15 protein-coding genes are annotated in these 13,136 nt (G+C 76.1%); all 15 read right to left on the bottom strand.

Annotated elements, in window-relative coordinates; all coding sequences use genetic code 11:
- Window positions 1-4 precede the first annotated feature (4 nt).
- Window positions 5-724, bottom strand: a complete 720-nt coding sequence (locus RB146_01300; protein ID MDQ7827618.1) for an LptA/OstA family protein — start codon at window positions 722-724, stop codon at window positions 5-7.
- Complete coding sequence (lptC, locus tag RB146_01295) at window positions 721-1,404, bottom strand: LPS export ABC transporter periplasmic protein LptC (GenBank protein MDQ7827617.1); 684 nt, start codon at window positions 1,402-1,404, stop codon at window positions 721-723. Before lptC ends, RB146_01300 begins: the two co-directional genes overlap by 4 nt.
- A gap of 35 nt (window positions 1,405-1,439) precedes the next feature.
- Window positions 1,440-1,586, bottom strand: coding sequence for a hypothetical protein (locus tag RB146_01290; protein MDQ7827616.1), 147 nt, complete (start codon window positions 1,584-1,586; stop codon window positions 1,440-1,442).
- A 44-nt stretch (window positions 1,587-1,630) separates the two neighbouring features.
- Window positions 1,631-2,803, bottom strand: a complete 1,173-nt coding sequence (gene lpxB, locus RB146_01285) for a lipid-A-disaccharide synthase (protein ID MDQ7827615.1) — start codon at window positions 2,801-2,803, stop codon at window positions 1,631-1,633.
- The gene (lpxA, locus tag RB146_01280) at window positions 2,800-3,660 is read right to left on the bottom strand and encodes an acyl-ACP--UDP-N-acetylglucosamine O-acyltransferase (GenBank protein ID MDQ7827614.1); all 861 of its coding nucleotides are present in this window, start codon (window positions 3,658-3,660) and stop codon (window positions 2,800-2,802) included. The genes lpxB and lpxA (RB146_01280) overlap by 4 nt, the downstream gene beginning before the upstream one ends.
- The gene (gene lpxI / locus RB146_01275; protein ID MDQ7827613.1) at window positions 3,657-4,511 is read right to left on the bottom strand and encodes a UDP-2,3-diacylglucosamine diphosphatase LpxI; all 855 of its coding nucleotides are present in this window, start codon (window positions 4,509-4,511) and stop codon (window positions 3,657-3,659) included. Before lpxI ends, lpxA (RB146_01280) begins: the two co-directional genes overlap by 4 nt.
- Window positions 4,499-5,326 carry an acyl-ACP--UDP-N-acetylglucosamine O-acyltransferase gene (lpxA, locus tag RB146_01270; protein ID MDQ7827612.1) on the bottom strand — a complete coding sequence of 276 codons (828 nt, stop codon included), beginning with the start codon at window positions 5,324-5,326 and terminating at the stop codon, window positions 4,499-4,501. Before lpxA (RB146_01270) ends, lpxI begins: the two co-directional genes overlap by 13 nt.
- A gap of 2 nt (window positions 5,327-5,328) precedes the next feature.
- Window positions 5,329-5,820 (bottom strand): 3-hydroxyacyl-ACP dehydratase FabZ, encoded by a 492-nt coding sequence (gene fabZ / locus RB146_01265; GenBank protein ID MDQ7827611.1) that lies wholly within the window; start codon window positions 5,818-5,820, stop codon window positions 5,329-5,331.
- Window positions 5,817-6,701, bottom strand: a complete 885-nt coding sequence (gene lpxC, locus RB146_01260; protein MDQ7827610.1) for a UDP-3-O-acyl-N-acetylglucosamine deacetylase — start codon at window positions 6,699-6,701, stop codon at window positions 5,817-5,819. The genes fabZ and lpxC overlap by 4 nt, the downstream gene beginning before the upstream one ends.
- A 20-nt stretch (window positions 6,702-6,721) precedes the next feature.
- The gene (locus tag RB146_01255) at window positions 6,722-8,626 is read right to left on the bottom strand and encodes a hypothetical protein (GenBank protein MDQ7827609.1); all 1,905 of its coding nucleotides are present in this window, start codon (window positions 8,624-8,626) and stop codon (window positions 6,722-6,724) included.
- Entirely contained in the window at window positions 8,627-9,697 is a 1,071-nt protein-coding gene (gene lpxD / locus RB146_01250) for a UDP-3-O-(3-hydroxymyristoyl)glucosamine N-acyltransferase (protein ID MDQ7827608.1), read from the bottom strand.
- Window positions 9,694-10,116, bottom strand: a complete 423-nt coding sequence (locus tag RB146_01245; protein ID MDQ7827607.1) for an OmpH family outer membrane protein — start codon at window positions 10,114-10,116, stop codon at window positions 9,694-9,696. The genes lpxD and RB146_01245 overlap by 4 nt, the downstream gene beginning before the upstream one ends.
- The gene (locus RB146_01240; protein ID MDQ7827606.1) at window positions 10,113-11,231 is read right to left on the bottom strand and encodes a hypothetical protein; all 1,119 of its coding nucleotides are present in this window, start codon (window positions 11,229-11,231) and stop codon (window positions 10,113-10,115) included. Before RB146_01240 ends, RB146_01245 begins: the two co-directional genes overlap by 4 nt.
- Window positions 11,232-11,236: 5 nt before the next feature.
- The gene (locus RB146_01235; protein MDQ7827605.1) at window positions 11,237-11,719 is read right to left on the bottom strand and encodes an OmpH family outer membrane protein; all 483 of its coding nucleotides are present in this window, start codon (window positions 11,717-11,719) and stop codon (window positions 11,237-11,239) included.
- A 174-nt stretch (window positions 11,720-11,893) separates the two neighbouring features.
- A complete protein-coding gene (locus tag RB146_01230; protein ID MDQ7827604.1) occupies window positions 11,894-13,114 on the bottom strand; it encodes a hypothetical protein in 1,221 nt (406 codons plus the stop codon).
- Window positions 13,115-13,136 lie beyond the last annotated feature (22 nt).

Below are 13,136 nucleotides of genomic sequence, written 5' to 3'. Positions count from 1 at the left end.
CTGCTCAGGGCGCGGCCGGGCGCGCGGCCAGGTGCAGGCGCGGCCGGCCGGTCGCCACCGCCCGCCGCCCGTTCAGGTCGACGGTGATGGTCTCCGCGGTGAGGACGTCCTCCCCGCGCCGCACCACCGCGCCGCCGGTGAGGACGGCCAGGCCGCGCTGCCGGTCGAAGCGCCCCTGCGGCGCCTCCCCCCGCCACGGCCCGGCCTCCAGGCGCACGCCCTCCCGCCCCTGGGCCGTCTCCTGGCGCAGGTCCACCGTCAGGTGGCCGGCCGTGAGGACGGCCGGCCCCTCCTCCCGCTCCTCCACCAGCCGCGCGCCGGCATCGGCCACCACGGTGCGCGCGCGCACGTCGGCCACGAGCCGCGGGGCGGTCACCGTGAGCGTCCCGCGCCGCACCTCCACGCCCCCCGTGGCCACGGCCTGCCCGGTGCGCTCGTCGTACCGGACCTCCGGTGCGGCCAGGCGCGCCTCGCCGTAGCGGATGACCACCGGCTCGCCGCGCAGGAGCCACGTGCGCGCGGCCGCGTCGTACTCGGCGTAGACGATGCCGGTGGCATCCAGCGCCGGCGGGCCCGCCGGGGGTGCCGCCGGCTGCGCCGCCGCCGGCACCGTCCCGGCCGCCAGGACCAGGGCGAGCGCGAGGACCAGGCCGAGGACCGCCAGGCGCGCGCCCTGCGGGCGCGCCGGGGCCGCTCGCTGCGTCCTGCTCGCATGACCGGTCATCGCTCCGCCTCATGGACGCGGACGCGGATGTGGCCGACGAGGCGCGTCCGCCGCAGGGCCACGTCGCTCTCCAGGCGGTCCGCGCGCACTTCCATCCCTCCCTGGACCAGCCGCACGCCGCCCGTGGCAGTGAGCCGCCGCGCCGCGGCGTTCCAGTGCACGCGCGCCGCCGCCAGGCGCCGCCCTGTCGGCGTGTGGGCGCGCACGCCGCCCGTCAGAGACACGTCCCGGCTGCGCAGGTCGAAGACGCCGCCGGCGGCCGCCACGGTCACGACGCGCCGCCCCTGCTCGTAGAAGTGCCCGGTCACCTGCTCCAGCCTGACCTCCTGCCGTTCATTGTCGACCACCAGCCCGCGCGCCTCCAGTTCCCACTGCAGCCGCCCCGCCGGGTCGGCGGCGCTCAGGCGCCCCTCCGACATCTGCACGGCCGGGATGCCGGGGAGCGGGGCCGGCGATCCCTCACCCGGCGACGGCGGTGCCGCTCCCGGCGACGGTGCAGCGGCTGCCGGCGACGGTACAGCGGCTCCCGGCGACGGTGCAGCGGCTGCCGGCGATGGTGCACTGGCTCCCGGCGTGGCGGGCGTCGCTGGGGGGCGGTGCTGTCCCTGAATCAGCCAGGCCGCCGCCGCCACCGCCACCGTCGTCATGACGACGGCGAGCAGGAGCCGGTTCCCGCTCACAGGAGGGTCTCCGGGTCACGCATGCGGCGGGGACGTCACGGCTCGATCCGTTTCCCCTGTCCCGCCAGCGAGGCATTCACCTCGGCGGCGCGTGCCGCTTCGGTCCGGCCGAGCGGAATGATGTCGGTCCCGAAGGCGTCCTCGAACGCCCGCAGGTCCGATGCTCGAAAGGCCTCCTGCACCCCTCATCGTGAGCCCACATCCTCTGCGTCCACCACCAGTGTATTCAAGCCCCCGGCCGCGCCGGCGCGTCCACAAGCCCCAGGATCGCCTCGGCGGCCCGGCCCGCGGCCCCGCCCGGGCCCAGCCGGTCGCGCAGCGCCAGCAGCGTCTCTCGCATCTCCGCGCGCCGACCGGGTGAGCGCAACCAGGCGACCATCTCCGCGGCCAGCCGCTGCGGCGTGAGCGCCTCCTGGAGGAGCTCGGGGACGACCAGACGCCCCGCCACGAGCGAGGGGAGACCGGCCGTTCCCACCGCCGCCAGGCGCCGCGCCACCCACCAGGTCGTGCGCGAGAGCCGGTAGACGATCACCATGGGGACGCCGAGGACCATCGCCTCCAGCGTCGCCGTCCCGCTGCAGACCACGGCGAAGTCCGCCGCGCCGAGCGCCGCATAGCCCTCCGGCGTGCCTCCCGGCACCAGGCGCACCGGAATGCCCGAGGGCACCGCCCGGTCCAGCGTGCGGGCCGTCCAGGGGTGGAACGGCGCGGCGGCGACCAGCACCACGGCCTGGAGTCCGGGCACCTCCTCGGCGGCCAGGCCGAGCGCCCGCGCCATCACCGGCAGGTGGCGGCGGAGCTCCTGCCAGCGGCTGCCGGGCAGGAGGGCCACCGTGGGACCGTCGCCGAGGGCCAACCGGGCTCGCACCTCGCCGGCGGCATCGGAGGGACGGACGCGGTCGAGCACCGGGTGCCCGACGAAGACCGCGTCGGCACCAGCCGACCGGTACGCCTCCGCCTCGAAGGTGAAGGCGGGCAGCAGGTGCAGGCCCAGCGCGGCGATGCGGCGCGCCCGGTCACCGCGGCGGGTGGAGACCATGGGCGGCAGGAAGTAGGCGATGGGGACGGCCCCGCGCAGGCGGTGCGCCAGGACGAGGTTGAACCCGGGGAAGTCGATGAGGACCAGCACCGCCGGCCGGACCCGGCGGATCAGCCGCTCCACGCGGCGCAGGCGCAGGAGGAAGGCCGGCAGGTGCACCACCGCCTCGGCCCAGCCGATCACCCCCCACGCCGTGGTGTCCAGCAGCACGTCGCACCCGGCGGCGGCCATGCGCGGTCCGCCCACCCCCACCAGGGTGAGGTCGGGGCGCCGCGCCCGCAGCGCGGCGACGAGGTCGCTGCCGTAGATGTCCCCCGAGACCTCACCGGCCACCAGGAAGAGGGCGGGCCCCTCCCTCACGGGAGGTCGACCGGCAGCGGCTCCCCCTCCTCGTCCACCACCGGCGCGCCGTTGCGCGACCAGCGCGCGATCCCCCGACCGCCGGACTGCGACTGCTCGACGAAGACGATCAGCTCCTGGACCAGGGGGTGGTCGCCCAGCCGCTCGCGCAGCGCGGCCACGCCGGCGCGCAGCCCGCGGCGCCCGCCGTAGAGGAGCCGCAGCGCGCGGCGCAGGACCAGGACGTCGTCGGGGGAGATGCCGCGCCGCTGCAGGCCCACGCGGTTGAGCCCGCGCACCAGCGCGGGCTGCCCGACCACCATGGTGAAGGGCGGGGCGTCCTGCCGGACGACGCTGTAGCCGCCGACCATGGCCAGCCGTCCCACCCGGCAGAACTGGTGGATACCGCTCATCCCGCCCACGTAGGCGTCATCGTCGACCCGCACCCACCCCGCCAGCTGTGTGGTGTTCACGATGACGACCCGGTCGCCGATCTGACAGTTGTGCCCCAGGTGGACGTAGGCCATCAGGTAGCAGTCGCTGCCCACGACGGTGGCCAGCCCCTCCCCCGTGGCCCGGCTGATGTTGGCGTACTCGCGGATACGGTTGCGGTCGCCGATGCGCACGAAGCTGCGCTCTCCGCGGAAGTTGCGATCCTGGGGCACGGCACCGATCACCGCCCCCGTGGCGATCTCGTTGTCCCGCCCGATGCGGCTGCCGTCCTCGATGACGACGTGCGGCCCCAGCACCGTCCCCGCCCCGATGACCACGTCCGCGCCCACCACCGCGTACGGGCCGACGCGCACCCCCGGGTCGAGGTGGGCCTGCGGGTGCACCACTGCCGTGGGGTGGATGTCGGTCACCCGCACCTCGCTCATGACCGTCCCGCCTCCGCGTCCCGCGGCTGGAGCGGCGGGGCGTCCACCGCCACCACCGTGATCCCAGAGGCCTGGGCGGCGTGGCGCACCTCCATGGGGTCGAGGAGGATCGTCCGGTGGGCCTCCAGGGCCAGGACCCGCGCCCGGACGGCGGCGAGTGTGGCCACCGTGTCGGGCCCCACCGTGGGGACGTCGAACCGCGGGTCCTGCTGCGTGCGGCCGACCTTCGCCACCACCGCCCCGGGGGCCATCGACCCGCCCCGGCGGATGGCCTCGTCCGTCCCCTCCGCCGCCTCCACCGCCAGCACCGCGCCGCCCTTGACCACGACCGTCTGCCCGACCTCCAGGTCGGCCAGGTGGCGCGCCACCCGCACGGCCACCTGGACGTCCGTGGCCTCTTCCGGGGCGGGCGGCGGCCCGGCCAGCACGCCCGGCGGGGCGAGCAGGTCCCCCACGTAGGCCAGCTGCTCCCCCACCCGGATGCCCCACCGGCCCAGGGCCGACGCCACCGCCGCGAGGAAGGGCTGGTCTCCCCGGTCCCGCACCGTCTCCAGCAGGCGACGTGCGGCCGCGTCCCCCCCGGCCAGGTCGCCGTGCACCGCCGCCCGGGAGAAGCGGCCGGCCAGCAGCACCTCGGTGACCCCCTCGCCTTGCAGCAGCGCCAGCAGGCGCCCGACCTCACCCAGCGGCGTCCGCACGTAGACGTCGGCGGCCTCGGCCAGCTGCGGACTCGCGCCGCGCACCTGGATGGCCAGGACCCGGCGGCCGCCGGCGCGCGCCCGCGCCGCCAGCACTTCGGGGAGGCGTCCCTCCCCGGCCAGGATGGCCAGCGTGCCGTTCACCGCTCCCACCGGATCACCCCGCGCTCGCGCTCCCGCGCCGCCCGCAGGAAGTCGATGAGCTCCCGCACCAGCGGGTGGTGGCCGAGCTCGGCTTCCAGGGCCAGCACCGCCGCGCCCATCCCCAGCCCCGACTGGTAGAGGATGCGGAAGGCCCGGCGCAGCGTGATGCGGTCGGCCGCGCTGACGCCGTGGCGGCGCAGCCCCACCAGGTTCAGGCCGCGGCAGCGCCCGGGCTGCCCCGCCGCCAGCATGAAGGGCGGCACGTCCTGGCGCAGCATCGCCTGGGCCGCCACCATGGCCAGGCGGCCCACGCGCACGAACTGGTGCAACGCGGCCATCCCGCCGACGTAGGCCCCGTCCTCCAGGACGACGTGCCCGGCCAGCATGGCGCCCCCCACGACCACCACGCGGTCGCCGATGCGCACGTTGTGGTCGATGCGGGCGTAGGACATGATGAAGTTGTCGTTGCCGATGGTGGTGGCCTCGCCGTCGCCGGTGGCCCGGCTGATCGAGGCGTACTCCCGGATGAAGTTGCGGTCGCCGATCAGCGTGTAGCTGACCTCGCCGGTGAAGCGCCGGTCCTGCGGCTGGCAGCCCACGATGACCCCGGCCGAGAGCTCGTTGTCCCGGCCGATGCGCACGCCGTCCTCGATGATCACGTGCGGCCCGATGCGCGTCCCCCGGCCGATGACGACGTCGCGGGCGACGACCGCATAGGGCCCCACCACTACGCCGGGCTCCAGCCAGGCGCCGGGCGCCACGACGGCGGTCGGGTGGACCTCCACCGGCGGGGAGGGCTCGTGCGGGTCGGTGGCGGTGCGCATCGTCACGAGGCGCCCTCATCCCTCCCGTCGGCCCCCCAGGTCGCCTCGGGGGGCAGCGCGAAGGTGAGCTCGCCTTCGGCCACCACCTGCTCCTCCACCCGCGCCACCGCCCACACCTTGCCGATGCGCCCGCGCACGGCCCGCATCTCCACCTCAATGCGCAGGGTGTCGCCGGGGAAGACCGGGCGGCGGAAGCGGCAGCGGTCGATGCCGGCGAAGTAGGCCAGCCGCCCGCGCAGGTGGGGACGGTTGAGGATCAGGCAGGCGGCCACCTGGGCCATGGCCTCGACGATGAGCACGCCCGGCATCACCGGCTGGCCGGGCACGTGGCCGGGGAAGTAGGGCTCGTTGATGGTGACGTTCTTCAGCCCCAGGATCCGGTCGGGGCCCACCTCGAGGATGCGGTCCACGAGGAGGAAGGGGTAGCGGTGCGGGAGCACGGCCAGGATCTCCTCCACCGCCATGGCGTCCTTCCGGCCGGTCTCTTCGGTCATGCCACCCCTCCCGCGCCATCCGCGATGGACCCGGCCCCCCGGCGGGCGATCGCCCGGGCCAGGGTCAAGTGGAGCGCGTGGCCTCCGCGCTCCACCTCGATCCGCCCCCGCAGCCTGGCGCCCAGCAGGGCTAGGTCGCCCAGCAGGTCGAGGAGCTTGTGACGCGCCGGCTCGTCGGGGAACCGGGGCGGGGTGAGGTAGCCCTCGGGGCCCAGGACGAGCACGTTGTCGGGCGAGGCGCCGTGCGCGAGCCCGCGGGCGCGCAGGGCCGCGGCCTCCTCCGCAAAACCCCACGTCCGCGCCGGTGCGATCGCCTCGGCGTAGGAGACCCCGGGGCCGTACCGGGCGACCTGGCGTCCCAGCGGCGCGGGCAGGTCCACGACGTACGTCACCTCCAGCGCCGGCCCCGGCGCGCTGCGCGCCAGCCCCGCGCCGTGCGCCACGGTCGCCTCACCCACTTCGATCACGGCGGCCGACGCTTCCTGCTCCACCGGCTCGGCGGCCCGCAGCGCCTCGACGAAGCCGCGCGCGCTGCCGTCGAGGGCGGGCAGCTCCGGCCCGTCCACCTCGCAGAGGAGGTTGTCGACGTCCAGCCCGGCCGCCGCCGAGAGGAGGTGCTCCACGGTCGCCACGGCGGCCTCGGGTGCCGTCCCCAACGTCACGCCGCGCGCGGTCGCCTGCACGGCCGCCAGGTCCGCGCGCACCTCCGGCGCCCCCGGGAGGTCGACCCGGCGGAAGCGGATGCCCGTGTGCGGGGGAGCGGGCCCCAGCCGCACGCGCACCGGCCGGCCGGTGTGCAGCCCGATCCCCGCGAGGTCGACCGGCCGCCGGACGGTGCGCTGGCGGAGGACCTCGGGCGGGCGGGCCCGCTCTTCACGCATGGACCCGGAGGGTTCGGTCTTCACTCATGGGGCCGGAGGGCGAGCCGCACCGGGTAGAACGACCCCGCGGCGGGCATGGTGAGGATCTCGACGGCGCGCGTCTCGCCGCCGGCCAGCGTCCAGGTGGCAAGGCGCTGGCTCTCGCCCGCCCGCAGGACGCCGAGCTCGACCACCTCCCCCGCGATCAGGAAGACCCCGCGCGCCGGGCCGCCGGCCGCGGTGGCCGTCAGATCGACGCTCAGCTCCCGGGGCTGCGGGTTGACCAGGACGGGCGCCAGCCGGTAGAGGATCCCGTAGTCGCCGACGAGCACCTCGCCGGTGCGCAGGTCGCGCGGCCGCCCCCCTGTGCCCAGGTCGACGAGCACGGCGGCGCGCGTGACGTCCACCGTGGGGCCGACCGTCACCGTCGTGAGCTGGAAGGTCCCGCGGGGGTGCGGGTAGGCGGGTTGGTTGACCTCGCTGGTCACGGTCCCCTGGAGGAGCCATGGCGACCGGATGTGCACGGCCACCTCCAGCGCCTCACCCTCCAGCAGCTGCAGCTGCAGGATTCCCGAGACGAGCTGCCGCGGCGCCAGCCCCTGCGCGGTGAAGGTGTAGGTGGAGCGCGGCAGCAGCTCCAGCACGTACCCCTGTCCGTCGGCCACGGCCCGCAGGAAGCGCAGCGTGGCCACGTGCCCCACGTAGAGCGGGTCCGGGGACGGCCCGGCCAGCCCCCGCAGCAGCAGGAGGCGGGCGGGGCGGTCGCTGCGGTTCCCCAGCGAGACGGTGAGGATGCGCGCGTGGGGGGAGCCGTTCATGTGATGATAGAGGAGCCGGGTGGGGTGGGCGCCGTCGACCACGTCCTGGAAGAGGACTCCGTTGGTGACGACGACCTCCGGCCGGTTGCTCACCAGCAGGACGGTCGGATCGCGCACCGCCACCGTCTCGTGGAGCACGGTGGCGGGCACGACCCGGGAGACCGGCAGGGCGTAGGGGCTCTGCAGACGCGCCGGGACCTCCAGCACGATCGGCCCGGCGGGCGGACCGTTGCCGCCCTCCGGCGGCGGCAGCTCGGGCAGCGGCGGCATCGGCCCCACCGTGAGCACCGCCCCGGGCTGGCGCACCGTCAACTGGTCGATGCGGCGGGTCACCGCCTCCGCGACCAGCCCCGGGTCTAACGTCTTCCCGGTGACGGTCACCGTCACCGCCTCAGGGAGGATCCCCGCCTCGGCGCGCACCGTCACCGCCAGGCTCACCTGCGTGAGCCCGGCCAGCAGGGGAATGAGGACCGATCCGGGCCGGCGCGCCTCCACGACCAGGACGCCGGGCGCCCCCAGACGGGCCTGCGCCACCTGCTCGTCGTGCGGTCCCACCCTTAGCGGCTCCGGCGGGAAGACCGTCACCTGCACCGTCGCCACCGCTCCGGGGGGGAGGAGGAGACGGGCGGGCGCGATCAGGACGGCCGGGCGGACCAGCGCCTGCACCAGGCGCCCCGCCCAGACCGCGGCCAGGGCCTCCGGGGTGGTGGCGTGGGCGGCGGCCTGTGCGGGGTCCACGGTGACTAGGCGGCGGCCGTTCAGCAGGAGGTCGGCGCCGCCGGCGTGGACGGCCACGGCGACCTCCGGCGGCCCTCCGGCGGCCGCGGCGGCTTCCAGCCGCCGGACTACCTCGGTCGCTCGCCGCAGCGCGTCGGGACCGCGCAGGCTCAGCACCACCGTCCCCTGCACCACCACCTGTACCGCCCCGGCTGTGGGGACGACCCTGGCCCACCCCGGCGGGGCTGCAGGGGGAGCGGCCGGTGCGCGGTCCGGCGCCGCCGCGGCCAGCACGGCCAGCGCCAGACCCGCGATGAGGCCTGCCCGGTGCCGCGCGCCGGGCCGGTACCGCGCGCCGGGCCGGTGCCGCATGTCGGACCGCACGGCAGTGCGCCCGGACCCGGCAGCCATCTACTCCCCGCCCTCCGGCGCAGCCCCCGGCTCGTCAGGCCCGCGCGCGTCGGCCGCGCCTCCAAGCCGCGTTTCCAGCGCCCGCAGCCGCTCCAGCAGCTCGGGGACCCGCCGCAGCGCCGCCTGCAGCCGCAGCTCGTCGCGGTGCGGCTGCGCCGGGAACCCGGAGACGATGGCGCCGGGAGGCACGTCGCGCGTGGGGACGGCCCGGGCCAGCACCCGGGCCCCCGCGCCGATCGCCACGTGGTCGGGGACGCCGACCTGTCCGGCCAGAATGGCGCCGTCGCCGACGGTGACGCTGCCGGAGAGCCCCACCTGTCCCACGATCAGCACGCCCCGCCCGATGCGGACGTTGTGTCCCACCTGCACGAGGTTGTCGATCTTCGTCCCCGCGCCGATACGCGTCTCCCCCAGCGTGGCCCGGTCGACGGCGGTATTGGCCCCGATCTCCACGTCGTCCTCGATCACCACCCGTCCCAGGTGAGGGAGCTTCACCGCGCCCTCCTCTCCCTGCGCATACCCGAACCCGTCGCTGCCGATGACCACCCCGGCGTGCAGGCAGACGCGGTCCCCCAGGACGGTCCGGGGATAGAGGGTCACGTGGGGGTGGAGGACGCACCCCTCCCCGATGACGCACTCGTCGCCCACCACGGCCCCGGCGAGGATGGCGGTGCGGGCCCCCACACGCACGCGGTCCCCCAGCACCACGTGGGGGCCCACCCCCACTCCCTCCCCCAGCACCACGTCCGACCCGAGGACCGCCGTGGGGTGGACGCCGACCGGGTAGGCCGGGGCCGGAGCGAACCACTGGAGGAGCCGGGCGAAGGCCAGGCGCGGGTTGGCCGCGCGGATGGCCGGCTTGCGGCCGGGCGGGAGCTCGGCCGGGAGGAGGACGGCGGAGGCCTCACTGGCTTCCGCCACCCTGAGGGCCCGGGCGTCGGCGGCGAAGACGATGGTCCCGGGCCGGGCCCCGGCCGGTTCGGCGACGCCACTGATCACGAGGTCGGGGTCGCCCAGGACCTCGCCGCCCACCCGGGCCGCCAGCTCCCCCAGGCGCGTCGGCGCGTTCACCGCAGGCGCTCGATGACCTCGTCGGTGATGTCCACAATGCGCCCGGGCTGGGCGTGGATGATCGGCCCCTTCACCAGCACCCCGTAGCGCAGGCGCCGCTCCCGCACCACCTGGGCGATGACGGCCCGGACCTCCTCGTTCAGCCGCCGCTCCAGCTCGGCCTTGAGGGCCTCCAGCTCCTTGAGGTACTGGTTCCGGCGGGCCTCCAGGTCGGCGGGGGGGAGCCGCCCCGCGAGCAGCCGCAGGTCGGCGGCCATGGCCTTCTCCTGCTCGTCGAGCTGCCGCTGGTAGGAGAGCGCGCGCACGCTCTCGGTGAGGACGCGGTTGGTGTCCACCACGCCCACCGCCGCCGGAGCGCAGCCCCCCAGCGCCAGGGGCAGCACGGCGAGCAGCAGGGCGGTCGGGCGGCGCAGGGTCACTTCAGGCGGGCGATGACGGCGTCGGTGAGGTCCAGGCTGGTCACGTTGCTGATGTAGCGCGTGAGCACCACGTCGAGCCCCTGCTCGGCGGCCAGCGCCGCCACCTCGATCTTCACCTCGGCCAGCAGGCTGTCTTGGAGGCGCAGCCGCTGCTCCTGGAGGGCCTGCCGTTCCGCCTGCAGCTGCCGCTCCCGTTCGCGCAGCTGGGCCAGGTAGCGCTGCTGGGCCTCCTCCACCTGGCGGCGCAGCGCCCCCAGGATCTGGCGGCGCACCGCCTGCACGCGGGCCTGGAAGCGGGCCTGCTGCGCCCGGGCCCGCTGCGCCGCCCGGGCCTCCAGCTCCCGCCGCTTCGCCTCGACCAGCGTGCGCACCTCGGCTTCGGCCTGGCGCGAGAGCCGCTCCAGCCGCGCCCGAGCCAGCTGCTCCTGCGCGCGCTGGAACTCCGCCAGCTGCTGGTCCAGCTCGGCGGCGCGCTGCCGGATCCGGGCGTCGCGCTCCGACTGCAGCCGGGCCAGCTCCTCGTTGAGGCGGCGCAGCTCCTCCTCATTGGCGAGCCCCACCACGTCCGCCTTGAGGCGCAGGTTGGCCAGCGGGTAGCGGTACTCCTCGATCACCTGCAGCTCGTAGGCGCGCAGCGCCTCCTGCAGGGCGGCGGCCCGCGCCTCGACGGCGCGGCGCACCTCGGCCTCGATCTGCCGCTGGCTGGCCTGGAGGCGGGCCCGCCGCTCCTCCTGGACCTGCCGGGCGTACCGGTCCAGGAGGGCCTGGTCGCGCTGCCGCTGGGCCTGCAGCTCCGCCTCGAGGGCCGCGCGGATCTGCCGGGCCTGGGCCGCCAGTTGCGCCTCCGCGCGGCGCTGGTCGAGCGGCGGTGGTGGCGGCGGCGAGAGGAGGGCCACCTCCACCGCCTGCAGGCGGCGGTTCAGGGCGTCGAGGGCGGGCCAGCGCGGGTGGCGCCGGGCCACAGCGTCGATGTCGACCACGGCAACGCGCAGCGGCCGCGCGGTGCGCGCGGCGGTGGGGGCGGGCCGGACCTCCCCGCGCCCCCCGGGCCGTCCGCCGCACGCCGCCAGGAAGAGGGTGGCCGCGGCGAGCGTGGCGGCGGTAAGGCGACGCATTCGGCCTACTTCCCGGTCAGGCGCTTGATCACCTGGTCGGTGAGGTCGACGCCTCCGAACAACACGACGGAGCGCTCCAGGACGATGCTGACGTTCTCGGCCCGGGCGACCTCCTCGACGGCCGCGCGCAGGTCACGGTCCAGCCCGCCCAGCAGTTCCTGGCGCTTCTGGATGACCTGCTGTTGCAGCTGGCGGTCGAGCTGCTGGCGCTGCTCGGGGGTGAGCCCGCGCGCCCGCTGGGCGAACTCCCGCTGCTTGGCCTGGAAGAACTCCTGGAGGGCGCGCTCCGACGCGGCCTTGCGCGGGTGCGCGTCCAGCGCCCGCTGCATGTCCACGAAGCCGATGACGAAGCTCTGCCCGAAGACCGGCGGCGCGCCCGAGCGGCCGAGCAGGACGACCGCCACGATGAGCACGGCGACCACGACGGCGGCTGCCACGGTGCGCAGCGTCCGCCGGGAATACCGGACCTGCGCCAGACGTTCTCCCAACGACCATCCCTCCTTCCGAGCTCGCAGGTGCGCGTCCGCGCCGTCCGCGCGTCCCCGTGCGCCGTGCGGAAGCACACCCATTCTACCCGCGCCGTCAACCGGCCCGCTGCCAGCGCGGCGTGCCCCGGCGCCTTCGTCGCCCGACCCCCCCTGCAGTGGTCCTCGGCACCGTCATCACAGGTTGCTGAGCAGGCGCAGCCACACGTCGCCCCGGGACGTGGCCACGAGCTCGCCCGCCTGGAACTCGTTCAGCCGGTAGCGCACGCTGGCCTCCACGGTCCCCGCGCTGCTCTCCAGGGCCAGCCGCACGTCCACATCCGGGCTCAGCGTGTACGCCGTCCAGGTCAGGAGCCGCGGACGGTTGAGCGTCTTGGCCACGCCCACCTGCCACGCGGGCGTCGGGGTGACCGCGACCCCCAGGTCGTACCGCAGGTCGAGGGTGTTGGGGGTGACGGCCAGCTGGCCGAACACCTCCACCGCGCCGAAGAGACGGCCCAGGGAGACCTGGAGTTCCGGGGGCGGCGCCTGCGTGCCGACGGTGATCACCGCCTGGAGCCGGGCGCGGTAGAGGAGCGAGTCGGCCACCACCGTCACGACAGTGGTCTCCCCCACGCGCAGCGCGGGGCGGGCCACGATGTGGTACTGCACCACGGGCGGATAGGCGGCCAGGGTCGCGGCCACAAGCCCTTCCAGCGCGGCGCGGTGGGCCTCGGCGAAGGCGACCGGCAGCCCGCGCAGCGGGTCGGCGAAGGAGGCCACGACGGGAGCGTGCTGGTCGAGCAGGATCGTGGGGATGGACGACGAGCGGAAGCGCACGCCGATGTTGCGCACGACGCGGCTGTCGCGCGGGACCAGCCGGCCGGCCACGACGGTCTCCGCCCCGGCCGCCAGCTGCGCTTCCAGGGTGTAACCGGGCACCGCCGCCTCGGCGACGCGGCGCAGCTCCGCGACCACCAGCGGTCCGGCCCAGTCCACCGCGGCCACGGGAAGCCCGGTGAGGAGGGTGGCCGCCGCCGGAGCCAGCTGTGTCGCCACCAGGGCCTCGAGTAGCGGCCACACCCGCGGGTGGACCTCGGCGCGCGGGCGCAGGACCACCCGGCGGATGAGCGGCGGGGCGGGGCGCAGGCGCACCAGCACGGTGCTGGTCGGCCCCGGGTCGATCTGCCCCGCGGTGACCGCGTACCCGGCCACGACGCGGTCGAGGACGGTGCGCAGGACGGATTCGAGCTGGCGCTGCCCCTCGCGCACCCCGCCGACCGGCCGCCCCACCAGGAGGCGGCGGGCCACCGCGTCCACCGTCTCCTCCAGCCGTGCCCGGATCGGCGGGGCGGGCACCGGCCCCTCCACCTCGAGGCGCACCGCCACCTCCTGGACGGCGGGCACCTGCGCGCGCACCGCCGGCGCCAGGGCAAGGGCA

This window comes from Armatimonadota bacterium (assembly GCA_031081585.1).
GTDB lineage: Bacteria > Sysuimicrobiota > Sysuimicrobiia > Sysuimicrobiales > Humicultoraceae > Geohabitans > Geohabitans tengchongensis.
This window is presented reverse-complemented; position numbering and strand designations above follow the sequence as displayed.